The sequence below is a fragment of the Synechococcus sp. R50.1 genome, from assembly GCF_047462115.1.
Lineage (GTDB): Bacteria > Cyanobacteriota > Cyanobacteriia > Thermostichales > Thermostichaceae > Thermostichus.
Genome location: NZ_JANSIN010000002.1, coordinates 1 through 24301, shown reverse-complemented (window position 1 = coordinate 24301; position 24301 = coordinate 1). Strand labels below are relative to the sequence as shown.

Sequence of the window (24301 nt, the reverse complement as noted above, 5' to 3'; positions counted from 1 at the left end):
GGAATGGGACTGTCCCTTTTCTGGGAGAGATTTTAAGAAGTGTGAAGATCTGAGATGGCAGACGGCAAGCATATCGGAAAATAGCTTGCGGGTATGCTCGTCATACTCTTTAAAAAATCGACTTGAGGATGGATATCCATGAGTGTTGTTACGAAATCGATTGTGAACGCGGACGCGGAGGCCCGCTACCTCAGCCCGGGGGAACTGGATCGGATCAAGTCCTTTGTCACCTCGGGCGAGAAGCGGTTGCGCATTGCTCAAGTCTTGACCGAGTCTCGTGAGCGCATCGTCAAACAAGCTGCCGACCAACTCTTCCAGAAGCGCCCCGACATTGTTTCTCCGGGGGGCAATGCCTACGGGGAAGAGATGACGGCGACTTGCCTGCGGGATATGGACTACTACCTGCGCCTGATCACTTACGGCATCATTGCCGGCGATGTCACCCCAATCGAAGAGATCGGCCTGGTGGGTGTCCGCGAGATGTACAACTCCCTGGGCACACCCATTCCGGCGGTGGCCGAGAGCATTCGTCAAATGAAGCAGGTGGCCATGGGTCTGCTCTCTCCTGACGATGCGGCTGAAGCTGGCTACTACTTCGACTTTGTGGTAGGGGCAATGGGCTAGTCCCTCATTGTTCTTGCCGCACAACCTTTTGCTGTTCACCGATTTGGATTTAGGAAGCTCATCATGCAAGACGCGATTACCGCTGTGATCAACAGCTACGATGTCCAAGGCAAGTATCTGGACAGCTCGGCTATGGAGAAGTTGAAAGCCTTCTTCGCCACGGGCGAGCTGCGGGTGCGGGCGGCTGCCACCATTGCTGCCAATGCTTCCACCATCGTCAAGGATGCTGCTGCCAAGGCGTTGCTGTACTCCGATCTCACCCGTCCCGGTGGCAACATGTACACCACCCGTCGCTATGCCGCTTGCATCCGCGACATGGACTACTACCTGCGCTATGCCACCTACGCCATGCTGGCCGGGGATCCCTCTATTCTGGATGAGCGGGTGCTGAACGGACTCAAGGAAACCTACAATTCGCTGGGGGTACCCATTGGGGCCACCATCCAGGCCATCCAAGCCATGAAAGAAGTGACTGCCGCTCTGGTGGGTGCCGATGCCGGCAAGGAAATGGGGGTGTACTTCGATTACATCTGCTCTGGCCTGAGCTAACTGCCAGCGTCATTGCCTCGGCGTGAGGTTCATTGTCCAACGAGCACGACGGGCGATTTGCCACAGGGATCTGGTGTGCTATCTGCGGTACGCGAGCTTTCTGAGGTGAGTCGCCTGTTCTGCTGGTCGAGATAGCCCATTTCGTTGTTGAGCAGGGATCCCATATCATGCGCATGTTTAAGATCACGGCCTGTGTGCCCAGCCAAACCCGGATTCGCACTCAGCGGGAGCTGCAAAATACCTACTTCACCAAGCTGGTGCCCTACGACAACTGGTTTCGGGAGCAGCAGCGCATCCAGAAATCGGGTGGCCGCATCCTGAAGGTGGAGCTGGCCACGGGTAAGCCCGGGATGGATGTAGGACTGTTGTAGTTCCCCTATCCAGTCGTTCCTTTCCCTCAGATACTGAGAATAGCCCTCTCCAGATCCGGTATGCCCAGCTCCAGAAGATTTGCCCTTGGGGTTGGGGTAGCGGGTCTGGCTATTTCGTGGGGGTAAGGACAGATGTCAACTGATGTTCCGACCCGGTTGGAGCCAATCATTGCCGCCCACAACCTGAGCAAAGTTTATCCAGTGGCCGTCAAGGATCCCGGAGTGGTTGGCACCTTGCGCCACTTTTTTCGTCGCACCTATCGCTACATCCCGGCGGTGCAGTCCGTGAGCTTTCAAGTTCAGCCGGGGGAGATGGTGGGATTCTTGGGGCCCAACGGGGCGGGCAAGACCACGACCCTCAAGATGTTGACCGGTTTAATCTATCCGTCCGGCGGCACGGTGCAGGTGGTCGGCCATGTGCCCTACCGCCGGGAGCCGGCTTTTTTGCGGCAGATCACCCTGGTGATGGGACAGAAGCAGCAGCTCATCTGGGATCTGCCGGCGATGGACTCTCTGCGCATCAACGCTGCCGTTTACGAGATCCCCGAAAAAGAGTTTCAAACTCGGGTGGGGGAGCTGGCAGAGCTGCTCGACCTAGAAAGCAAGCTGAAGCAACCGGTGCGCAAGCTCTCGCTGGGGGAGCGGATGAAGGCGGAGCTGTTGGCGGCTCTGTTGCACCGCCCGCAGATTTTGTTTTTGGACGAGCCCACCTTGGGGTTGGATGTCAACGCTCAGGCCGGTGTGCGGCAATTTCTGCGGGACTACAACCGCCGCTACGGAGCAACGGTGCTGTTGACCAGCCATTACATGGCCGATATTACTGCGCTGTGCCAACGGGTGCTGGTCATCAACGCGGGGCAGCTCATCTACGATGGCGACCTCGAGGGGCTGCTGGAGCGCTTTGCCCCCTACCGAGAGGTGAAGTTGGAATTGGCCCGCCCTTGCCCTGTGGCTCAACTGCAGCTGTATGGAGAGGTGCGCACGGATGGAGAGGCCGGCGGCTGTGAGGCGCGGCTTTGGGTGCAGCGGGAGCAGCTTACCCAGACGGTGGCGAAGCTGTTGGCGGAGCTGGAGGTGCTGGATCTAACGGTAACCGACCCGCCCATTGAGGAAGTGATCGGGCGGGTGTTTGCGGACGGGATCCCTTCTGGCAGCCCCCAAAGCGTTCGCACCAGCGGTGCAGAGCACCTTTAGATTTTTTGTGTGGCGGCCTCCCGTTGTTCAGGAGTGGAGCGCGCCGCATGCAGCGCAGAGTAGAGCTTGTTGAGGGCATTCATATAGGCTTGGGCAGAAGCGACAATGATGTCGGTGTTGGCGGCATGGCCGGAAAAGATGCGGTCTTCGTGGCGCAGGCGGATGGTGACTTCCCCAATGGCGTCGATGCCAGCGGTAACCGATTGGACGGAAAACTCGATCAGCTTGTTGGGGATATTGACGATGCGGTTGATGGCCTTGTACACCGCATCCACCGGGCCTGTGCCCACAGCAGCGTCCACCCGCTCTTCTCCTTCCGGGGTTACCAGCCGCACCGTGGCGGTGGGAGCTTCCCGATTGCCACACACCACTTGCACATGCTCCAGGCGATAGAGCTCCGGCACCGGGCGAGTTTCGTCGTTAACAATCGCTTCCAGATCCAGGTCGGAGATTTCTTTTTTCTTGTCGGCCAGTTCTTTGAAGCGCAAGAAGGCTCTGTTCAGATCTTGCTCCGACAGCTCGAATCCCAGTTCTTTCAGGCGGGTGCGGAAGGCATTGCGGCCCGAGTGCTTGCCCAACACCAAGGTGCTCGATTGCAGGCCAATGGTCTGGGCGTCCATGATCTCGTAGGTCTGGCGGTTTTTCAGCATGCCGTCCTGGTGGATGCCGGATTCGTGGGCAAAGGCGTTGGAGCCGACGATGGCCTTGTTGGGCTGCACCAACATGCCGGTGAGGTTAGAGACCAGGCGGGAGGTGCGATAGATCTCCTGGGTTTTGATGTGGGTGAGAGGCTTCTCGGAGTCCACCGGCAGGCCGAAGTAGGGGTTGAAGTAGCTGCGCCGCACGTGCAGGGCCATCACCAACTCTTCCAGCGCTGTGTTGCCGGCCCGCTCACCAATGCCGTTGACCGTCACTTCCACCTGACGTGCGCCCTGCTTGATCGCTTCCAAGAAGTTGGCCACCGAAACCCCCAGATCGTCGTGGCCATGCACGGAAAGGATCGCTTGCTTAATGTTGGGCACATTTTCGCGGATGCCCTTGATCAGTTGGCCAAACTCCTCCGGCATGACATAGCCGACGGTATCGGGGATGTTGATGGTTGTAGCCCCCGCCCGAATGGCCGCCTCAATCACCTGGTATAGGAACTCGGGATCGGAGCGGGTGGCGTCCATCATGGAGAACTCCACATCGTCCACGAAGGACTTGGCGTAGGCCACCATCTCCTCGGCAATTTGCAGCACTTCGGCGCGGGTTTTGCGCAACTGATACTTCAAGTGAATGTCTGAGGTGGAGATGAAGGTGTGGATGCGGGGCTTGGCAGCAGGCTTCAGGGCGGCGGCGGCGGCCTCAATGTCCGGCTTGAGGGCACGGGCCAGGCTGCAAATCACAGGGCCATCGGGGGTTCCCACCTGCTCGGCCACCTTCTGCACGGCCTCAAAGTCACCAGGGCTGGCATAGGCAAATCCCGCTTCGATGATATCGACGCCCAGCCGGGCCAACTGCCGGGCAATGGCCAGCTTTTCTTCGGTGTTGAGGGTGGCGCCGGGGCACTGCTCCCCGTCTCGCAGGGTGGTGTCGAAAATGAGTACGTGATCCAAAGCTTGGCCATCAAACGCAGCGACCGCGGCAGCATCCATAACGGTTACTGAGATAACGAAACATTGCCTTACTATTTTGACATTAACTGGCAGGGGTTCTAACCTGGCTCGGGGGAGATTGGGGTGGGCTCTGTTAAATTGCCATTTGGCTTGTTTTCCCTGCGTTCCTCGGCGGCAGAAGGAGATGGAGAAAGGTGGATCCCGAAGGCGCAAGCGAGCAGTTGTTCATACTCTTTCTCGTCCTTGAGAGGGCGTTCCCGGCGGCCTTCTGGGGTGGTCTCGATCCACTTAAAAGAGCCATTGGCGCGGGCGGTGAGGGTGACCCGTCCGGTCGGAGTGGCCAGGGTGCAAAGGCGCAGCCGGGTAAACATCGATTCTGGCGAAGTTTGGTGAAAGTGGCACATGGGCTCGAACTCCTGCAGGGAGCGTGGGATCCGATCCAGAAGAAATAGAGTTTTCCAGGTGCGATCCGGCTGTTCCTGCTGAATGAGCCAATAACGGCAAGCAGTGGGATCCCCTGGCCAAGGGGTGAGGCGGTAGCGTCCTTCAGCCTGGGCTTGAATCCCGGGATCCCCCAGCCGCAACGGCTCGCGAAAGGCCTCCCCATACCCCACATCTGCCAGCCAGGCTTCATCGCCGATGTTCACCTGCACAGCCAAGTGGTCGCACTCAGGTCCAAAGCGGACGTCGGACTCCGTCGGAGTAGCGCGAACGGCGCGGCTCACCTGTCCTGAGAGTAGGTGTACCGAAAACCCCATCCCCTGCAGGGCAGCGGCCAGCAGGCTGTTCAGCTCGAAGCAAAACCCACCCCGCCGCTCTCGGACGATTTTTTGGAACAAGAAATCCCGCTCCAGGCGAATGGCACGACCCCGATGAATGTCCAGATTTTCAAACGGCACCCGCAGCAGGTGGGCTAGGTGGATCTGGCGGAGGGTTTGCAGGGTGGGCTGGGTGGGGCCAACGTAGCCAATCCGATCCAAGTAGGCCCTGATTTGGGAGGGGGTCAGTGGCTCTAGCATCAGCACAGAAGCCGGTTGGCTGCCAAGCAAGCTTTTGGCCTACCCTAGCCTTGCCACGAATCCCCGGCCAGAGCCAGAAGAACAGTTCACTGGAATCTGAAAGACGGCATCTTTTCCCCGGAGCCGATTTTTCTGTGGCTGTAGGGATCCCTGATGGCCAGGATATGGGCAGAGGATTCTGGTGGACAAACCGGCCAAAGATTGCCCAAGATTGTCCACAAGATCGTTCAAAGCAGGTGGGAGCGCTACCGATGGCTGCTGCCCAAAATTTGCCCTCCGATGAGCTTTTTCCCATCACGCTGAAGCTCTTTGCCGTCTATCAAGAAGTAATCGGACAAACCGAGATGCGCCTGCAGGTGAGCCCTGGTACCACCGTCGGGCAGCTGTGCGATCAACTGATCCAGCGCTACCCCAGCTTAGCTCCTTGGCGCTCCCAAACCCGTTTCGGTCTCAACCTCAATTTTGTAGCTGCCGACACTCCCCTATCGGCGGGAGACGAAGTCGTTCTGATCCCTCCGGTCAGCGGGGGCTGAAAAGGAGCAAAAGGAGAATGCTACGATAGCGGCAAGAAAAAAAGAAGGCGAAGCGTTACATGGCAGAATACACTCGGTCGATTTCCTTTTATGGGCGGGAAATTGACATCAATATTGGGCTGATGGCCCCCCAGGCAGGGTGTGGGGTTTGGCTGACTTCGGGCGAAACCTCGATTTTGGTTACCGCCACACGGCAGCCAGGCCGGCCTGGCGTTGATTTTATGCCCTTGTTGGTCGATTACGAAGAGCGCCTCTACGCAGCGGGGCGGATCCCAGGGGGATATCTGCGGCGAGAAGGCCGGCCACCGGAACGGGCCACTTTGATCTCTCGCTTAATAGACCGACCCATTCGTCCGTTGTTCCCAGAATGGCTGCGGGATGATGTGCAGGTGGTGGCCACCACCCTCTCTGTAGATGATACGGTGCCGCCCGATGTGTTGTGTATTTTGGGAGCCTCGTTAGCCATTCACGGCGCTCGCATCCCCTTCAATGGCCCCGTGGCGGCGGTGCGGGTGGGCTTGGTCAAGGATGAATTTATCCTCAACCCCACTTATGCCGAAATTGAGGCGGGCGATCTGGATTTGGTGGTGGCCGGCTGTGCCGATGGCGTGATCATGGTGGAAGCCGGGGCCAACCAACTGCCGGAAAAGGATGTGGTAGAGGCCATCGAGTTTGGTTTTGAGGCCATCCAGGAGCTGCTCAAAGCCCAACAGCAAGTCCTGGCGGATCTCAACATCACCCCGGTAGAGCTGCCCCCTCCCCCCAAAAACGAGGAGCTGATTGCCTTTGTAGAAGAGCAGGCTCAGGAGGGCATTCGCTCCATCCTCAGGCAGTTTTTGGACAAGACCAGCCGGGAACAACAACTGGAGGAGCTCAGGGCCAAGCTGGAGGCCCAAATCCAGGAACGGCCAGAGGGGGATCCCTTGCGGCTCTATCTTCTGGAAAATCCCAAGGAGTTGGACAATCAGTTCAAGGCTCTGCTCAAGAAGCTGATGCGCCAGCAGCTCCTGCAAGAGGGGGTGCGGGTGGATGGGCGCAAGCTGGACGAGGTGCGACCGGTCTCTTGCCGGGTGGGTTTGATCCCAAGGGTGCACGGCAGTGCCCTGTTCAATCGCGGCCTCACCCAAGTCCTTTCCATTACCACCCTCGGCACCCCCGGCGATGCCCAGGAGCTGGACGACTTGCACCCGGTGGATGAGAAGCGCTACATGCACCACTACAATTTTCCGGGCTTTTCAGTGGGAGAAACGCGGCCTTCACGCTCCCCGGGGCGGCGGGAGATTGGTCATGGGGCGCTGGCGGAGCGGGCCTTGGTGCCGGTGCTGCCCAAGGAAGAGGAGTTTCCCTATGTGGTGAGGGTGGTCTCGGAAGTGCTCTCCTCCAACGGCTCCACCTCGATGGGATCCGTCTGTGGCTCTACCCTTTCTCTGATGGATGCCGGGGTGCCGATCAAAGCGCCGGTCAGCGGGGTGGCCATGGGCCTTATTAAGGAGGGGGATGAGGTGCGCATCCTCACCGACATCCAGGGGATCGAGGACTTTCTGGGGGACATGGACTTCAAGGTGGCCGGTACGCGGGCGGGGATCACTGCTTTGCAAATGGACATGAAAATCACCGGCATCACCGTTGACGTGGTGGAGCAGGCCATTCGGCAAGCCAAGGCCGGGCGCGAGTTCATCCTCGACAAGATGCTGGAGACCATTGCCGCCCCTCGACCCCAGTTGGCCAAAACAGCTCCCCGTCTGCTCACGTTCAAGGTGGATCCCGAGGATATCGGCAAGATTATCGGCCCTGGCGGCAAGACGGTGCGCGGCATCACCGAAGCGACGGGGGCCAAGGTGGACATCAGCGACGATGGCACGATCACCGTGTCTTCCTCGGTGGGGGGGCAAGCCGAAGCCGCTCGGGAGATGATCGAAAATCTGGTGCGGCGGGTGGAAGAGGGGCAGGTGTATTTGGGCAAGGTGACCCGCATCATCCCCATCGGCGCTTTTGTGGAGTTTTTGCCCGGCAAAGAAGGCATGATCCACATTTCGCAACTGGCGGAGTACCGCGTCGGCAGGGTGGAAGATGAGGTGGCTGTGGAGGATGAGGTGGTGGTCAAGGTGCGCAGCATCGATCACAAAGGCCGCATCAACCTCACTCGCCTCGGCATTAGCCCTGAGGAAGCAGCGCGGGTGCGCAACCATCACCACTGAGGCTGCGGTTTTCCCCCAGCAACGGGGGGGCCAGGGATCCCCTCGACAGCCGCCGGCAGCGGCCAAAATGGCAGAGAAAACTCCATCGCGACAGCGGTGCGGAGCGCTTTTTAGCTGGCTCGCGTCTGCACTGCCGTTCGTGTGGTCGCGTCAGCGGTGCAAAGCCCTTTGCAATATGCCGGATCCCGTCCCTCCCTTTCTCGTTGGCCAAGGCTATACTTCTCCAGCTCGACTGTCCCCCTCCCGGCGGCGGCTGGGCTGGGCGTTGGCTTGGGGCTTGGGTTGGGCTGCTCTGCTTAACCTTTCTGCTCAGCATCCTTTGTTGGTGCGGATGGAGAGCGACGCCCAGGAGTGGCTGTACGCTTGGCGTGGCCCTCAGCAGCCTTCTCCCGAGGTGGTGATCGTCGGCATTGATGGTCGTATAGGACTCGATCGCGACAGCGGTGCGGAGCACGTTCCCGCTAACGGGAACAGCGGACAGGGGGAAAGCAATGGCCGCACCAGTGGTGCAGAGCACCTTGGCCAACATCAAGTTGACTTCCTTCTGGAACGGGCCAACTACGCCGGCCTGACGTTGCGTCTACTGGAAGAAGCTGAGGCCAGGGTGGTGGTGCTAAACCTGCCCAGCAGCTTTGTGGTACCTCAAAACCTGGGCAACGAGAACTTAGATGCCCCTCTGCGTCAGGTGGTGCAGCGCTACCCAGATCGCTTGGTCCTGGCCACCCGCAGCAGCGAGAGCTTTGGCCGCTCCGAGATTAACATCTACAACCATTTTCTGCCCTTCTCTTCTCTGCGACTGGAGTACCTGGTGCCGCCAGAGCATGTGCAGGGGGTGGTGCAATATCGGGTGGATAGGGCCGGGATCCTGCGCCAGGCCCAGTTGCGGGGGCTCTACCTGCGCCGCGACAGCCAAGAGGAGCAGATGTTCGCCTCGGTCGAGGCTCTGGCTTTTGCCAAATACGACCCGGAGCGGGCCAGCCGCTGGTTTCGAGAACGGGGTTTGCAGCCGATTCAATTCAACCCCCTCGGCTCCCAGCACGGGATCCCCATCATCCCCATCGAACGGGTTTGCCCTCCAGCTGTTCTCCAGGCAGGATCCGGGTCTGTTGCCCCGATGATCAACCCCAGCCAAGCCTGCCGCGGCCAAGAAGGGATCCCTCCCCTCGATCCCGAAGCTGCCGACCAATTGCGGGACAAAATTGTCCTGGTGGGTTTTGTGGGCGGCTACCCCGAAACCTTCCCAGTGCGGACTGCGGATGGATCCCAGATTGCGGCGGTGGAGTTGCAGGCGCAAATCCTCTCCAGCCTGCTCACCGGAGAGGTCTACCAATCTGTGCCAGAGGGGGTGGCGGCTGCGGTGGTTTTGCTGCTGGGAGTGGGAACGGGACTGCTTTTGGTGCTTTATCGTCCCCCCCTACGTTCGCGTCAGCGGTGCGGAGCACTTTTGAGCCATTGGGGCTGGAAGCAACAGCAGTTTCTCCTGCGACCCATGGTAGGGCTTGCCGTTTACGAAGGGTGGGCTGTGGCCCAGTTTCTGCTGTGGCGTTGGGTTTGGCCTCTCGTCTTGCCAGCCTTGGCCAGTGGGCTAACGGGGGTAAGCCTGCTGCTCACTTTGATCATTGTGGAGAATCAGGAGCGGCTCTTGGCCCAACAGCAGGAATTGGAGCGTCTGCGTCGGGCCGAACAGGAGGCAGCTATCGACCAAGCCCGCAAGTTGCTTTACCGGGTAGCCACCGACATTCACGATCGGGAGCTGCAGGAGTTGAAGGTGGTGATGGACGACTTGGAGAGCTTGCAATGGCAGCAGCAGCAAGGCAGGTCGCCCGACCCCGCCGTCTACGATCACCTGCTCGAACAACTGGAGAGGATCGGACGCGGGATCCGGAATCAGCTCAACGATGTGCGCACCCTAGCCGCCAAGCTGCGCATCTCCCCCAGCTTGCGAGAGGGGTTGCATCGCGGCATCGAGATCTATCTGGACGAGCTGATCCAAGCGGGCAGCCTGACGCTGTCTGTGGAGCGCCAACTGCAACCTCTGCAGGAGCCCAACACCGGCGAGTGGTTTGATCAGCGAGAAGACATCTTGCGCTTCTTGCGAGAGGCCATCGGCAATGTCATCGCCCACGTGCAACCCCCCAAAGGCAATGCTTCCTTTGTCAGAGTGTCGCTGGCCCAAACGAATCGCCACTGCTGCCTTTCTGTGGTCAATGACGGCATCGAGTACGCTCCCGGCCTCAGCGGCGGCTACGGCAGCAAGGCCATGAACACCATCGCCCGCTATCTACCCAAGGGATCCTGGCATCGCACCCGCACCCCAGAAGGCCATACCCATGTCGAGCTGCACTGGGAGATGCCGCTCTGAAAGACCTACACAGCACTGAACAGAACAGATTTTTGCTCAGCGCTGTTGCTTTCTTCCTGCTTCAGCAACCCTTGACTAGCGGTAGGTTTTAGACCTACCACCCCGCCAGAGGAGTCTCCACAGGCGTTAGTTCCCCCAGAGCTTGGGGTACATTTCAAACGGTAGCTGGGGTCTAGAAACATAAACCTAACCACCCGCTCTCTGCACACTCGCACAACTGCCTAGCGTTTGCACATCAGGTTGTAGAGAACTGTGCAGCAAAGTGAGGACTCCGTCCCACTATCGCGAACAGTCAATCGGCGATTAGAGACAGCCCTCTTCCTAGGAAGCGTTCTTTGGCTTATCGGCCCAGGGATTGCAGCCAGCCGAGCAGGGTGGTACCGGACAGAGCTTCAAACAGGATCAGGGCAACAAAGCCGATCATTGCCAAACGCCCGTTCAAGCGCTCTGCATATTCGGTGAAGCCCACGCGGGGGGTGCTGTCCACATACATTTCCGGCTCGATGGCGTAGTTGTTCAGCCGACCACCTTCTTCGACGACAACGGAGCGATATCGGGTCATAGGGTTCTCCTTGTGCTTTCTTCACCAGCGTAGCTCGCTTTGCATAGGATTGTAAAGTTTTATTTACAACGTTGTTGACGCCCAATGTTCCGAGCTGCCGGGCAGAGTTCAACCAGGCCAGGAACAGCCTGTAAGCAGGGTTGTGGCTCTTGTCCCAGTACAGGGGAGCTGATAATAGCAAGGGGACTGGAGGACAACCATGTCGGTGCTGGAACAGTTAAATATGCTGCTGGATGGCCAGCCGGTGGCCAGCTTGGCGGTGCTGGAGCAGGGATCCCCGGCGGTGTCGTTGGTGCCTTTTGTGGTGCAGCGGGATCCCTTGCGCTTTGCCATTGTCATCAGCGATCTTTCTGGCCACACCCAGGCTTTGCGGGCAGATCCCCGTGCCAGCCTGCTCATCCACGAGCCGCCCACCCCAGGGGATCCCCGCAGTAACCATGCCCTGTCGCGGGTGATGGTGAGCGGAGAAGCCCAGTTTCTCAGCCGCGAGGAGGCGCAGGCGCAGGGGTTTGAAGCCCTCTACCGCGCCAAGTACGAGATTGCCGAGATGATCCTGGGCTTGGCGGATTTTCACTTCTGTCAGATCATCCCCAAAGCTGGCAGCTTCATCCAGGGGTTTGGCCAGGCATTCCGGCTGAGCGGCCCCAACCTGGATCGACTGGAGCACCTCGGTCGGGCGTAGGTACGAGGATTCCAAGGGCAGCCCATGCCATTCCCCAGCACGGGGAAGCTCCTGCTGCGCCACTTCCTAGCTCTCCTCTTGCAGGGGGGGTGAGGGGATCCCGGCGGAACGAACTCCTTTTTCAGGTTTTTTGGTGGGATCCCGGATCCAATCCAAAAGCAGCGGGTTGACCAGCTCGGGGGCTTCATCCTGGGGGCAATGGCCAACCCCCGGCAACGGGATGAACCCCACCACGCAAGGAAACTGTGCCAGGGCCCGCCCCAGAGCAATGGGTTCCCAGGGATCCGCTTCCCCCCACAAGATCAAGACGGGACAGGTGAGCTGAGGCAAGAGATCTTCAGCCAAAGGCCCCTGAGAGTAGCGCACAAAGGCCAAAAAGACCTCTGCCGCCCCCGGCTCCAAAGCGGGTTTGAGCAAAAGCTGGATCAGCTCCTCGGTAACCGCTTCTTTGCGCCCGTAGGCTTGGAGGAGGATATTGCGAATGGCCCTAGCCTGGGCCACCTGAGCAAAGAAGAAACGACCAAAGGGGGGCCACCCCAGCAGGGATTGCAGCAAAGGGGTAAACTGGCGGCGCAGCCAGGAGACCTGGCCCCGTTTCCGCTCGTGCAATAGCCGCAGCGAGGGATCCAACATCGCTACCCCTAAAACCTGGGCTGGATCCAGAACCGCCGCCTGCAAAGCCACAATGCAGCCAATCGAGTTGCCCACCAGATAGACTGGCTGGCCCACCACCTCTCGGACAAAGTCTGCCACCAGGGATCCCCAGGTCTCGAAGGTGTAGGGCAAAGGGGATCCCGGCAGAGGCTTGGCGGATCCCCCAAACCCCAACAAATCAATCGCATACACCTGACAGTGCTGCCCCAGCTCCGGCAAATTTTTCCGCCAATGGTCGCTGCTGGCCCCAAAGCCATGGATGAGCAACACGGCTGGGCCTGTGGATCCCGACTGTTGGTAGCGAATGGGCTGGTCACGCCAGAGCCAGCGATGCTCTGTGTTCGCGTTGGCGCTGCATGGCAACATGGGGGTGCAGTGTAGGTTTGAGTCAGCGTTGCGATCCTAACCGTTCGCGACAGCGGGACAAAGTCCTTGTGATCGGGGCAACTGAGAGTACTGGCGGAGGGTGGCCCCCTTCCACCCGTTGGCGCACTTGAATCGAGGAACAAGGATCGGCCTTCCTCTGAGTTGGGTGATCCCAAGGGGCACCACCAAGCGGCTACAACATCCCATCTCAAGCTTCCGGGAGAAAGTGGGGAATACTGGCAGTTGAGGGTTTTGCGGTGGGTCGGCTTTGGTTTGGCTAGTTGGCCTCAGCTTGTTTGGTAGCGCTTTTTGCCTCTTCTGGGGACAGTTGTTGGTGGGCAAGTTGCTGCTGCCGCTGTGGGGGGGATCCCCCCTGGTGTGGAATACCTGCCTGGCCTTTTTTCAGGCCACCCTGCTTTTGGGCTACCTGTGGGCAGACCGGCTGGGGCGCGGCCTCAATCCCAGGATGGGGGTGCTGATCCACGGGATCTTGCTGCTGGTCGGGCTGAGGCTTCTGCCCTTTCAGCTGGGGATCCCCGGCCAACCGGAAGGATGGTGGCCCCCTCTCGCTCTGTTGGCAAACTTGACTTTGGGAGCTGGGGTGCCGCTGTTTCTCCTGTCGGCGACGACGCCGTTGCTGCAACGGGGGTTGGCGGCAAGAGGGGTCGCGGGGCAACGGGAGGCTTTGGATCCCTATTTTCTCTATGTGGCCAGCAATGCCGGCAGCTTGGGCGGGCTGCTGGGGTACCCGCTGGTGTTGGAGCCTCGTCTGTCTTTGGCTTGGCAAACTCTCCTGTGGACGGGATCCTACGCGCTGGTGGCAGCCCTGGTGCTGCTAAGCGGGGTGGGTCTGCTGCTCAGTCGCAACAGCGTTGCGGAGCAACAAGAACGCGGGGCAGATTCCCAGGGATCCGGCGCTGCTCCGGGGGATTTGACTGTTTCCTGGCGAGAGCGTTGGCGCTGGGCGGGTCTGGCTTTTTTGCCGGCGGGCCTGTTGGTGGCGGTCACCACCTTGTTGACCACCGACGTGGCGGCAGTGCCCCTGTTGTGGGCCATTCCTCTGGGGATCTATCTGCTGACACTCATGCTGGCTTTCGGGGGGATCCACCCCAATAAGGGGGTTTTGGGAACGACAGCTCTTCTGGCCTGCGGGGCGGTGGGGACACAGGTCTTGGGCTGGGTGAGGCCGGGTTTTTTGCTTTTGCCGCTGCATCTGACCACCTTTGGGCTGGTGAGCTGGGGCTGCCACAGCCGGTTGGCTTGCCGTCGCCCGCCGGTGGAGCAGTTGACGCAGTTTTACCTGTGGCTGGCTTTGGGGGGGAGTTTGGGGGGAATGTTCTCTGCCCTCTTGGCACCGCAGGTGTTTGAGACGGTGCTGGAATATCCCCTGTTGCTGGGGATGTCGCTGGCCGTGCTAGGGGCGCAGGGGGGGCGGGTGGGCCTGTGGCTGGGGCTGGGGCTGCTCCTGCCTTTGCTGCTGTTGCACTTTCAACCGCAGGCGTTGCTGCAGGTGGGCGCTGGGGTGGGTTTGGCGTTGGGCTGGGCGGTGCTGGCGCTGTTGGTGTCAGGGGAGAGCCGTTCACAGCAGCAGAGCGGAGCCCCTGGCTGGCAGGCCAAGGTCGGTTGGGTGGGAGCAATGGCGGGGTTGGTTGTGCTGCTGGGGCAACCCTGGCTGCAGCCGGGACTGCAGGTGATCCACAGCGAGCGCAGCGCCTTCGGCCTCAACCGGATCGTGGAATACCAAACTGAGCAGGGATCCTTCCGCAGCCTTCTGCACGGCACCACTCTACACGGCAGCCAAAACTTGGACCCGGAAAAAGCGCTGGAGCCGCTGACCTATTTTTCTCGGTCTGGGCCGGTTGGGCAGGTGTTTGCGGCGTTCAGAGCCCAGACTGTGGATCCCACGCCCGCCATTGCGGTGTTGGGGCTGGGGATCGGCACGTTGGCCGCCTATGCCGAGCCAGGGGATGAGTGGACGTTTTTCGAGTTGGATCCCACCGTGGCCGATTGGGCGGGGCGCTATTTTTCCTATCTCCGGTGGGCCCAGACGCGGGCGCGGGTGCAGGTCATCCTCGGTGATGCCCGGCTCAGCCTCAAGGGGATCCCAGAGGGCAGCTATGACCTGATGGTGATGGACGCCTTCAGCTCTGACGCAGTGCCGGTGCATTTGCTCACGCAAGAGGCTTTGGCCCTCTACCTCAGCAAGCTCAAGCCCCACGGCTGGCTGCTCTTCAACATCACCAACCGCCACCTCGACCTGGCCCCGCTGTTGGCTGGCCTGGCCGGATCCCTGCAGCTCCACGCTTGGCACCAAGCCCATCGGGATCTCTCCCCTGAGCAACGACAGGCGGGGCTGGCCCCTTCCCACTGGGTGCTGTTATCGCTACGCGACGCTAAGGCTACGCCCATTGAGCGAACGGCGACCGTGTTAGCGGAGCGGAGTCCTTTGGCCAAAAACCCTAAAGCCATGCAGGAACCGGATCCCTGGCAGCCCCTTTTGCCCCAAGCCGGGGATCCCGTCTGGCGGGATGACTTTTCCAACCTGCTGCAGGTGATCCGCTGGCCTTGGATCCCTTTGCCGAGAGGTATCCAGATCCCCAGTTCTGGATAGGAATCCGGCTGTTATCGCTATGCAACGCTTCGGCGAATGCATTAGGGTTGGGGAGCAGAAAAGTTAAAGAAATCTTTACAACTCGGAGTTGGTATGAGTTATGATTGTTTGCAACGTAACTAATGTCTGCTCAGGAACCCGGCTCATGTCTCCTCTGCAAGCCCTTACTGTCGATCCTCAAACCACCATGGCTGAAGCCTCTGAGGCCCGTTTCGTGGCAATCGGGGGCAGCCTGCGGCCCAATTCCTTAACGTACCAGGCGCTGGAGGTGGCGCGGCGCGAGTTTGAGAAGTTGGGGACCCCGTTGCACATCCTCGATCTGCGGCAGATGAAGTTGCCCTTTGTGGATGGCTCGGAGTCCTATGCGGATTATCCCGATGTGGCAGTCCTACGAGCAACCATGAAGCGGGCGGATGGGATCATCCTAGCCAGCCCGGAGTACCACGGCGGCATCAGCGGCAGCCTGAAAAATGCACTGGATCTGTTGAGTTTTGAGCAACTGGAGGGTAAGGTCTTTGGGTTAATCAGCGTTTTGGGCGGCGAGAGCAACAGCAATACCCTGAACCAGATGCGCTTGATTGTGCGTTGGGTGCATGGCTGGGTGATCCCAGAGCAAATCGCCATCGGTCGGGCTTGGAACGCTTTTGACGAGCAAGGCAATCTCAAAGACGAGAAGCTACAACAGCGCTTTCAACACTTTGTCCAGAGCTTGGTGACCCATACTCACAAGCTGCGCGGGATCCCAGTTGTGAAGCCTTCCCACAATTAACCCCAAATTAATTACTTAATCACTTACCAAAAAACTGGGTCTAAAGCCCCGCGCTTTAGGGCGGCTGTGTGCTATGCTGCCCGCAGCGGCAGGGTAATCAACCGCTCTATTCGCGTAAGCGGGCCGTAGGCCTTAAGCCCAACAGTCTCACGACTGGATGCAACCTCAATAGGTTTTTTAGTTGTTGTTCGCAACGGTACCTAAGGGCATAAGGATTCTGTCCCGCTGGCGCGAGAGGAAACCGCCCTGCGCTTGCATCAGTGGCGCGTAGCGCTTGGGGGAACGCCTGGGGAGATGAGCACCGCTGTTGTGGAGGGGCAACCCAACACGGCAAGTTGTCGCAGAACCAGGAACCGGAATCCCCTGCCTTTAGGCGGGGGAGCATGTCAAAGACTTCGGCTGCCCCTATTGCTACCCAGCCTTTCATCTGGGGGCTATAGTTGTTTCAAACAGCAACAAGTCCGGGCTCGCTTCTCCTCGCTTTTTTGTGTCAGTGTTGCCCAGTAACAAGGAAGCAGGGAGACGAGAAGGCTCATAACAGAGACGAGCTGAAGTCTGGCTGATACGGCATTGGCTTGCAGAGGAACCTGCGGAATAGATCCACACAGGTATGGTTCAGTCTGTTCCCCCTTATTCTTCGGATAGAGCTGGGTCAATATCTCCCCTGGTGGCCCTGCAAGCGACATTGCAACAGATGCGAGAGCAAACGGATGCCAATGGGCTGATTCAGCTCACCCTCGACTATGTCGGGGCGGTGTTTGGGGCGCCGCTGGTCTGGCTGGCCTTTTACGATTATCAAAATCATCAGTTGGTGGGCCAGGGGGGAGTGACCCTTCTTGAGGATCAAACCCTACTGCGAGCGGTGCATCCTCTACAGCCGGGGGAGATCCTGGAGCAGGTGGTGATCGAGCAGCGACCGATCAGCCTGCCTGACCTCTCTCAGGAGCCGCGCATGGGCATTTGGCAGCGGGAGGCCAGGCGACTGGGCGGGATCCAGGGCTGTTTCATTTATCCCTTCTCGGCCTACGGCCCGCTGTCGCGAACGGCAGTGGGACGGCGGCGCTGCTTGGGGATCCTGATGCTGGGATCCCAAATGTGGGGGGTTACCACCCGTGAGGACGAAAAGGCTCTCTTGGGAATTTTGCTGGGGCAGTTGGCAGCCTCTCTGCAGGAGTTGGAAAACGCTTGGCAGCAGCAGACCGAAAAGCGCCTTGAGGATCCGCTCCTGAGGTTGGGAACGGCGATGCGCCAGGTGGGATCCCTGCAGGAACGGGTCAGCCTGGTGAGGCAGGAGTTACAGTCTTTTCTGGGCGCTGTCCACATTCAGGTGTATTGGCACGAGCGCAGCCAGGGTCAGTTCGTTCCCCACGGGAGCGTCCCCAAAGCTGTTCGCGACAGCGGGGCGGAGAAAGTCGGAGCAGGGCCGACAGGAGAGGTCAGCCTTTCGCTGCGGGAATTGGGGGACATGTACTACACCCTCGCCGATGGCCAGGTGGTGGTGGGCGGCACAGGGACGACTCGCTCTGAGGTTCCCCCCAAGCTGATGCAGCAGTTGCGAGCCCAGGCTGTTTTGGCAGCCCCGATTTTGCTGGAGAAGGATCTGCTGGGGTTTATCTGGGTGCAATCCGATGTGCCCCGTACCTGGCAAGCCGCTGAGCGACAGTTGGTGGCCGCTGCCGCCAATGGGTTGGCCCTGGCCAGCCCTCTGGAAAATCTGGATCGCCGCATTCGCCAGTTGGCCGATGACCAAGAGTTTGTGCAGCAGGTGGGCCGCTCGCTTTACAACCCGGCGGAGCTGCAACAGGCTCTCCAGCAAGCCGTTGTCGGCCTGGCCCAGCGCCTGAAAGTCGGTGCAGTGGCCGTGTTGACGGTGGATCCCGACAGCCCCATCCCCCGCCTCTTCTACGAGTACCGCAGCGTCGCGGAGCAACAGGGCAAGCAGACTTTGCCGCAGCAGTTCAGCCCTCTGAGCGACCAGGACTGGCAGGATCTCATGCGCAGCGAGGTGGTGGTGGCAGAAAACTACGACCAAGATCTGCGCCTGCTCTCTTGGCGGCAGGAACTGGCAGGAGTTCGTTCCCTGATGCTGACCCATACCGGGGCCAACACACCCGTGGAAGGGCTGCTCTTGGTGTTGCATCCCCAGCTACGGGCCTGGAGCCGGGAAGAGCGGCAACTGCTGCGGGGGATTGCCCAACAGGTGGGGGTGATCCTGCGGCAAATTCGGTCAGAACAACGCCGGCAACGACAAGAGCAATTGCTCAAGGGCCTGATCGCCACTTGTTCAACCTTGCCAAACTTGGCCACCTTGTCAGATCTGTACACCACCACCGTCCGACAGACGGCCCAATTGCTGGGGATCCCTCTGGCGCTGGTGGTCAGTTGGCAGCCGGGGGAGAGCCGGGCTCAGCTCCAGCCATCTTTTGCTGCCGGGACGGAGACCGGCCCCACCGAGATCGATCTGCAAGATCCCCTACTGGCCTACGCGCTGCAGTCGGCAGAACCTCTGCCGCTCACCCAGGAGCAGATCCCCCCTGCCAGCCGCACTTGGCTCAGTCGCGTCAGCGGTGCGGAGCACTTTGCTGCCGGCCTGGGATCCTGGCTGCTGGTGGCGCTGGGGGAGACAAACTCCTCGCAGGCGGGAGCTTTGGGAGTTTTGATCTTGGGGGCAGAAGCGGGCAAGGTTTGGGATCCCGACGAGCGGGCGGCTGTGATGTTGATCGCCCAGACCTGCGGCTGGACGGTGCGGCGCTTGCTCTGGATGCAAACTTTGCAAGAGCGGCAGGAGGTGCTCAGGGAGTTGAACTGGTACAAGCACCGCCGCCTGCTGGATATGCAGAATGCCCTTCTGGACAGCCTGCACCGCCTGGGTCAGGTGCCGGAGATCCCCGGAGACGAAGCCACCCGCTGGCAAAAAGTAGTGGAAATTGGCAGAGGGCTGCGGGATCTGACCGTCTCCACAAGGCCGTTGTTGCAGTCGGAAACTTGGCAGGTGCAGCCGCAGTCGCGGTCGGTGCCCTTGGCAACCTTGGTGCGCAAAAGCCTACGCCGAGTGGAGGCCCTGACCCAAAAACGCAAGCTGTGGCCGCGGGCCCATGGGGACATGAGCATTGCCGTCCAGGGGGATCCCGAACGACTGGAGATGGTGCTCTGGGAGGTGTTGACAGCCGCTGGTTTGCGCAGCCCGGAAGGGGGGCGGCTGGATCTGTGGAGCCAAGCCAGCGTTCGCGATAGCGATGCGGAGCCCTTTGGCTATGCAGAGCTGCTGGTGGTGGATCAGGGCAGCTTCGACCCTCACCTGATGGCCGCCCTTCAGTTGGATCCGAACCAGGTGATCTACGCGGATCCTCTGCTCAAGTCGCCTCTATCGGTAAGTCCTGGTCTGGAACTCAGCCTGTGTCAACGGGTGGTGCAGCGGATGGGGGGCCAGCTCTCCTTTTACCTCTCTTCCGATGGGCGTTGTGTCTCTCGGCTGCTCCTGCCGATGGGCAGCGACGAGCCCCATCCCCCTGGGTAGGAAAAAGCTGTGTTGCCGGTCACCTTAGGGGGACAAGGTTCTGAGCAGCCAAAACAGGGGCAGTAGAGCCAGTAGGCCGCGATCCAGCCGCCGCAGTTGTAGGCGGTGCCAGCGCAGGGGATGGTCTGGGCCGGTCAGCCCACGGGCTTGCATCGCCATGGCCGTCTGTTCCGCACGCAGGAGCAAGTTTTCAAAAAAGCGCTCCACCAAAGCCAGCAGGGTTTGGATCCCGCCCCGGAAACTCAGGGATCCCCAGCGCACATCCCGAGTTCGCACCGCCCGCGTCAAGTTTTGCACCTCTTCCATCACCAGAGGCAGAAAGCGTAGCGCCAAGGTGAGGGTGAGAATCACTTCGGCAATCGGCCAGCTCCAACGTCGGAGAGGCTGCAACAATTGGCCGATCCCTTCGGCAATTTCTTCGGGGGCCGTGGTCAACAAAAACAAATGGGTGGCGTAGAGCAACGTAAAAATGAGGGTGCCCAGCCGCAGCGCCACCGATAGAGAACGGCGGGAGACCTGAAAGGTTCGCCCCAACAGGGAAAATTGAACAAGGCGGTAGCGGTAAGGGGTTTGCCAAGCACGGGTTTGCTCCCGCCAGGCACGGTCTGGGGATCCCTGTTCTACGGCCAAGTCGAAGTGCCCTGCACCGCTAACGGGAACAGCGGGGATCCCGGTCAGCCCATAGCCCACCACCTGCATATCCTGCCGTTGCGGTTGGGGAAAAACCCCCAATCCATCCGGCGCCAAGCTGGTGATCCCAAAGGTGAGCAGGCTCAGGGCCAGCACCAGGGAGAGTTGGCCCGACCAAACCCGGCGCGGCAGACGGGCCGCCACAGTTAGCAGCAGAAGAGCCACCACCACGGCTAAGCGCCAACCATTGCCGGCCAAAATGGGGCTGAGGAGAAAGCTGAGTAGCCAGGCCAGCTTAACCCGCGGATCCAGGCAATGTAGCCAGGTGCGAGGCTCTTCCAGATAAATCCCTAACGGGGCATTGCGCAGAATATCCACAACAGTTGAGAAGGAAGCAGGCTATACCCCCTGGTCGCGACAGCACTGCGGAGCAATAACGGCTGGCAGCAAGGGAGAGCTAGGGCCGTTCCACCAGACGGGTAGAGCCCGACTGGGCAGCGACCCATCCCCCCGGAGCCCCATCTCGCTCGATGCGCAGCCAGACGGGCACTTGTCCCTCACCGGCCTGCACCTCTACCACCCGCAGCAGGGCTTGGCGTGGGGCTGTCCCGACAATGGCTCCTGTCAGGCTGGGTTGCTGGCGAATGTTGATGCCATCGTTGGAGATCACCCGCACCTGTTGTACTCCTTGCCACTCCGCCAGAGGGCCAGTTAGCTCAGGCGGGGGAGCGGGTTCTGTCTGGCCGGGATTGTTGTTCGCGAAAGCGTCGCGTGGCGATATGTCAACCGGCGGCTGCTCAATTTGCACCTGGGGCTGCTCCAGCGGCGGTGCCGGTGGCGGCGTGAACAGGCCCCGCAGCATTTGCCAGATGACCAATAGGGAGAGGATGCCCACACCGACCACCCCGGCCATTCGCGCCAGCGGTGCGGAGCCCAAACGAACGCCAGCGGGAAAGGTAGGACGCTTACGGCCCCCCAAGCGGCTGCGGCGGTAACGCTCCACATCCTGCAAACCGATCGCGCCAGCGGACCTTAGGCCCTGGACTCCGTCCCCCTGAGGGGAACGGTCTTGGGCGCGTTCGCGACAGCGGTGCGGAGCACTAGAACTCTCATCGGCAAGAGAAGAGACGCCTGCTTTGGGGGTGCTGCGGTAAGAGGGCAAATCCGAGAGGCGCGGGGGTTCTGGCACCCCCTGTTGCCAAGGGGCGGGTGGGCGATACAATTCCTGGGTTGGCTCAGGACCCACCACGGCAGGCAAATGAGGTGGGGGATGGGGGGCTTGTTCGCGACAGCGGTGCGGAGCACTGGGAGAGAGCATCCCTGCCGGCGGGTCTTCGCGGCTGGGCATTTCGTCCAGGTAAGCTTGTACTTGGGGGTTGTCGAAGTAGGCTTGCAACGTCACTTGGGCGGCTTCCAGACCGCGGAACTCCGGGAACACCTCCTCCTGAAACCATTTTTCTGTGAAGCGGCACAGACCCGGCAGATGGTCGGGAGAACCGGCGGAGTGTTCTTCGATAAACTGCAAGGCCTCTACTTCTTGGGTGGAGCGCAGATGGGCGAGCGCGTCTTCGGTCTGCCCCAGCAACAGACTACAGATGGCCTGCTCCAGATGCACATCCTGCCGCTGCGCCAGACGAGCCAGGTAGCCGCGAGCACGCCGCACCAGAGCCGGGCGGTTTTCCAGATAACCTGCCGCCAGCAACACCTGCACGGCCAAGTAGGCGGCCACCATCGAGGGACGCTCAGCCTCCCGCTCGAACAACTCCTGCTGTTCTTTGAGGGTGAGGTGGCGACGTACCCGTTGGATAAAGCGCAGGAAATCTTCGGTGCTGAGGCCAGAGCCATCTTGCCCCATCCCCTCGATGCCGCCCCGTTCGTCCAGCATGGCTTTGAGGAGAGCCAGTCCCTGCTGTCGCTCCCCGTTCCCATCAGCGGTGTGTCTTCCAGCTTGGGCGGGAGCACTTTGGCTGAGGAGTTGCAAAATGCGATAGGGACGCAGCTTGCCCAAATCGATACGGATCTCCGCTTGCATCTGCGGAAAGGCCTGATACTCCTCCAGCTCCGCCAAGCCCGCCTGTAGGGAACGCGCCGCCTCTTCATAGGATCCCTGTTGCCAGGCTTCTCGACCCAGTGTCAGACGAGCGATGGCCCGCGCCAAAATGGCATCGGAACGAGCAGGGTGGCCCTGCTCCAGCATATGTTGAGCCAAGTCCAAGGCAGCTTGGTATTCTCCGGCTTCGCAATACAAGCACAGCACTCCCGGCAAGCGTGTTTCCTCCACCGTTAAGGTGGGATCCGCCGGCATGAGATGTTCGTCGTAGTTTCGCCGTGCCTCAGGGTTAAGCAGCACAGAAGCTGCCTCTTGGATCATTTGAGCGCGAGCTTCCACAGCCTGTGGCGAGAACTCCAGCAGCCAGGAGCGCTCGCCCGGCTTGAGATCGATTCGCTCCCGGTATGCCTGCTCAATCTGATGCTCATCTGCCCGTGCCGACAGCATCAAAACCCGATAATAGTCGAGGGGCACCCGCACCGTCATGGTTTTTGTCCGCGCTCTCCTGTTCGTGCCAGCGGGACGGAGTCCTTGGACAACTGACCCGCATCGACTTAACTGTAGTCCTTTTCCCCGGTAAAAGGGATCCCCCCTCGGGAATCGCTGCTCCGCCCCTACCAGTTCCAGCTACCCGGCTCTCCTTTGAAAGGGCCTACGACCTTTGAGGTGATCCAACCGCCGTAGAAATCTCCGGGTTGAGGCCGGACTCGTTCTCCACCTACCCGGCACTCCTGCACACGGCCTGGATAAAAGGCAAGGTAGTCGCGGATGGGCAAAAACGCCGGGCTGGGATCCGGATAGCTCCAGGCGGCATCTACGGCTGTTTGGGATCCGACCTGAACTGTCCAGTAGCAGGCAGCCCCTTTGAACTCACAGAAAGAGGTGCGAGAGCTGGGGCGGAGATACTGCAGTCGAACGTCGGTGGGGGGAATGTAGTAGGTGGGCGGGTGGCTGGTTTCCAGGACGCGGTAGCAACGGCGGCTTTGGGCAATGAGCTCGCCATTGAAGAGAACTTCCACCAGTTCTGTGGTGGGCTCCAGACGAGGTGGGCGCGGATAGTCCCAGACAGATTCTTGTCCTGGATGGGGAGAAATCGGTTGGGGAGACATGGGTCAATATCTTCAATATCTAAAGCAGACGGGTGGCCTCTACCAGTTTGGCGTACTGGATCAGCAGCAAAGACTGTTGCTCCGGCAAAGGCTGAATAACTCCCTGCTGCTGCAGACGGCTTAGCACCGCCGTGGCTGTCTCTCGGCTAACCTGGCTGAGATCGGCCAAATCCTGGGGGGGAGGGTAGACAATGCGCATCCCCTGGGCGGTCTTCTCGCCAAAAGCTTCCGCCAGTTGCACCAGCGTATGCACCACTCGCAGCGGGGGGCTCTGCTGGTCAAGATCCGCCTGCAAGTTGGCCAGGCGCAGGCGACGGGAGAGGCTGCAGGCCAGCTGGTAACACAGTTGCGGCTCCCGCAACATCAGCGCTTTGAAGGTTGCCGCCGGGATCCCGGCCACCCGCAGCGGGGTTAGGGCCAGCACATCTCGCGAGCGGGGAGCTTCGTCCAGTACCGCCATTTCCCCCACCCAAGCGCCCGGCCCCAGCAAGGCAAGGGTTTTGGTGCTGTCTTGCGCCCGCAAAGCCCGCCGCACCTTAGCCCAGCCGGCGAGGATCAGATAAACTACGCTGCCCCAGGCATCTTGCATGAAGAGGGCCTGTCCCGCCGGGATATCCCGCAGCTTGACCTGGGATCCCAACCATTGCAAGGACGTTGCCGAAAGTTCGGCCAACATGGGTACCGCCTTGAGCTCGGAGAGGACGGCAACAGGAGCATCGGAAGCCATGGCGGGTCGGACGTTTCACCATACCGCAAGCCCACTGTAGCCCAGTTACCAACTCAAGAGCTATCCTGCAATCCACCACCCCGCCATGTGCGCCAAGATCTAGGTCGTGTTGATCTTATGTTAGGATAGAGAGAATAATTTATAGAGGAAAGAGGATGAAGTTGGTTTTTTTAGAT

Annotated in this window: 19 protein-coding genes; 11 read left to right on the top strand and 8 right to left on the bottom strand. The window is 60.2% G+C overall.

Annotated elements, in window-relative coordinates:
* Positions 1-138 precede the first annotated feature (138 nt).
* From NW870_RS00840 to NW870_RS00825, 4 genes are all read left to right on the top strand, one after another.
* Positions 139-624, top strand: a complete 486-nt coding sequence (locus NW870_RS00840; protein WP_414373368.1) for an allophycocyanin — start codon at positions 139-141, stop codon at positions 622-624.
* Positions 625-687: 63 nt separating this feature from the next.
* Positions 688-1173: an allophycocyanin subunit beta gene (apcB, locus tag NW870_RS00835; RefSeq protein ID WP_414373367.1), complete on the top strand. Its 486-nt coding sequence runs from the start codon at positions 688-690 to the stop codon at positions 1171-1173.
* A gap of 167 nt (positions 1174-1340) precedes the next feature.
* Entirely contained in the window at positions 1341-1544 is a 204-nt protein-coding gene (locus NW870_RS00830) for a phycobilisome linker polypeptide (RefSeq protein WP_414373364.1), read from the top strand.
* Positions 1545-1676: 132 nt separating this feature from the next.
* Positions 1677-2738: an ABC transporter ATP-binding protein gene (locus NW870_RS00825; protein ID WP_414373362.1), complete on the top strand. Its 1062-nt coding sequence runs from the start codon at positions 1677-1679 to the stop codon at positions 2736-2738.
* On the opposite strand, the gene NW870_RS00820 is transcribed toward NW870_RS00825, so the two are convergent.
* Both NW870_RS00820 and NW870_RS00815 read right to left on the bottom strand, forming a co-directional pair.
* Positions 2735-4375, bottom strand: a complete 1641-nt coding sequence (locus NW870_RS00820) for a 2-isopropylmalate synthase (RefSeq protein ID WP_414373361.1) — start codon at positions 4373-4375, stop codon at positions 2735-2737. The two genes, NW870_RS00825 and NW870_RS00820, sit on opposite strands and share 4 nt — an antisense overlap.
* 59 nt (positions 4376-4434) lie before the next feature.
* Entirely contained in the window at positions 4435-5355 is a 921-nt protein-coding gene (locus NW870_RS00815) for an arylamine N-acetyltransferase family protein (RefSeq protein ID WP_414373359.1), read from the bottom strand.
* 251 nt (positions 5356-5606) lie between these two features.
* Here NW870_RS00815 and NW870_RS00810 point away from each other — a divergent pair, with 251 nt between their 5' ends.
* The 3 genes from NW870_RS00810 (at position 5607) to NW870_RS00800 (ending at position 10448) form a co-directional block, all read left to right on the top strand.
* Positions 5607-5888, top strand: coding sequence for a MoaD/ThiS family protein (locus tag NW870_RS00810; protein ID WP_414357275.1), 282 nt, complete (start codon positions 5607-5609; stop codon positions 5886-5888).
* Between the two features lie 59 nt (positions 5889-5947).
* Positions 5948-8086: a polyribonucleotide nucleotidyltransferase gene (locus tag NW870_RS00805; RefSeq protein ID WP_414373357.1), complete on the top strand. Its 2139-nt coding sequence runs from the start codon at positions 5948-5950 to the stop codon at positions 8084-8086.
* Between the two features lie 175 nt (positions 8087-8261).
* Positions 8262-10448 carry a CHASE2 domain-containing protein gene (locus NW870_RS00800; protein ID WP_414373354.1) on the top strand — a complete coding sequence of 729 codons (2187 nt, stop codon included), beginning with the start codon at positions 8262-8264 and terminating at the stop codon, positions 10446-10448.
* Positions 10449-10788: 340 nt separating this feature from the next.
* On the opposite strand, the gene NW870_RS00795 is transcribed toward NW870_RS00800, so the two are convergent.
* Positions 10789-11010, bottom strand: a complete 222-nt coding sequence (locus NW870_RS00795) for a high light inducible protein (RefSeq protein WP_414349692.1) — start codon at positions 11008-11010, stop codon at positions 10789-10791.
* Positions 11011-11209: 199 nt separating this feature from the next.
* Between NW870_RS00795 and NW870_RS00790 the strand changes: the two genes are divergently transcribed.
* Complete coding sequence (locus tag NW870_RS00790; RefSeq protein ID WP_414357271.1) at positions 11210-11692, top strand: pyridoxamine 5'-phosphate oxidase family protein; 483 nt, start codon at positions 11210-11212, stop codon at positions 11690-11692.
* Between the two features lie 66 nt (positions 11693-11758).
* On the opposite strand, the gene NW870_RS00785 is transcribed toward NW870_RS00790, so the two are convergent.
* Positions 11759-12712 carry an alpha/beta fold hydrolase gene (locus NW870_RS00785; RefSeq protein WP_414357269.1) on the bottom strand — a complete coding sequence of 318 codons (954 nt, stop codon included), beginning with the start codon at positions 12710-12712 and terminating at the stop codon, positions 11759-11761.
* Between the two features lie 268 nt (positions 12713-12980).
* On the opposite strand from NW870_RS00785, the gene NW870_RS00780 reads away from it, so the two are divergent.
* The 3 genes from NW870_RS00780 to NW870_RS00770 all read left to right on the top strand — a co-directional run bounded on the left by NW870_RS00780 (position 12981) and on the right by NW870_RS00770 (position 19609).
* On the top strand, positions 12981-15323 hold the full coding sequence (locus NW870_RS00780; protein WP_414357267.1) for a fused MFS/spermidine synthase: 2343 nt from the start codon (positions 12981-12983) through the stop codon (positions 15321-15323).
* Positions 15324-15468: 145 nt separating this feature from the next.
* Positions 15469-16092, top strand: coding sequence for an NADPH-dependent FMN reductase (locus tag NW870_RS00775; RefSeq protein ID WP_414373352.1), 624 nt, complete (start codon positions 15469-15471; stop codon positions 16090-16092).
* Positions 16093-16702: 610 nt separating this feature from the next.
* On the top strand, positions 16703-19609 hold the full coding sequence (locus NW870_RS00770; protein WP_414373350.1) for a GAF domain-containing protein: 2907 nt from the start codon (positions 16703-16705) through the stop codon (positions 19607-19609).
* 24 nt (positions 19610-19633) lie between these two features.
* On the opposite strand, the gene NW870_RS00765 is transcribed toward NW870_RS00770, so the two are convergent.
* From NW870_RS00765 to NW870_RS00750, 4 genes are all read right to left on the bottom strand, one after another.
* Positions 19634-20617, bottom strand: a complete 984-nt coding sequence (locus tag NW870_RS00765) for an energy-coupling factor transporter transmembrane component T family protein (RefSeq protein WP_414373348.1) — start codon at positions 20615-20617, stop codon at positions 19634-19636.
* Between the two features lie 79 nt (positions 20618-20696).
* Positions 20697-22775 carry an SH3 domain-containing protein gene (locus NW870_RS00760; RefSeq protein ID WP_414373345.1) on the bottom strand — a complete coding sequence of 693 codons (2079 nt, stop codon included), beginning with the start codon at positions 22773-22775 and terminating at the stop codon, positions 20697-20699.
* Between the two features lie 128 nt (positions 22776-22903).
* Positions 22904-23398 carry a DUF427 domain-containing protein gene (locus tag NW870_RS00755; RefSeq protein WP_011433071.1) on the bottom strand — a complete coding sequence of 165 codons (495 nt, stop codon included), beginning with the start codon at positions 23396-23398 and terminating at the stop codon, positions 22904-22906.
* A gap of 19 nt (positions 23399-23417) precedes the next feature.
* Positions 23418-24125, bottom strand: coding sequence for a Crp/Fnr family transcriptional regulator (locus tag NW870_RS00750; protein ID WP_414373342.1), 708 nt, complete (start codon positions 24123-24125; stop codon positions 23418-23420).
* Positions 24126-24301 lie beyond the last annotated feature (176 nt).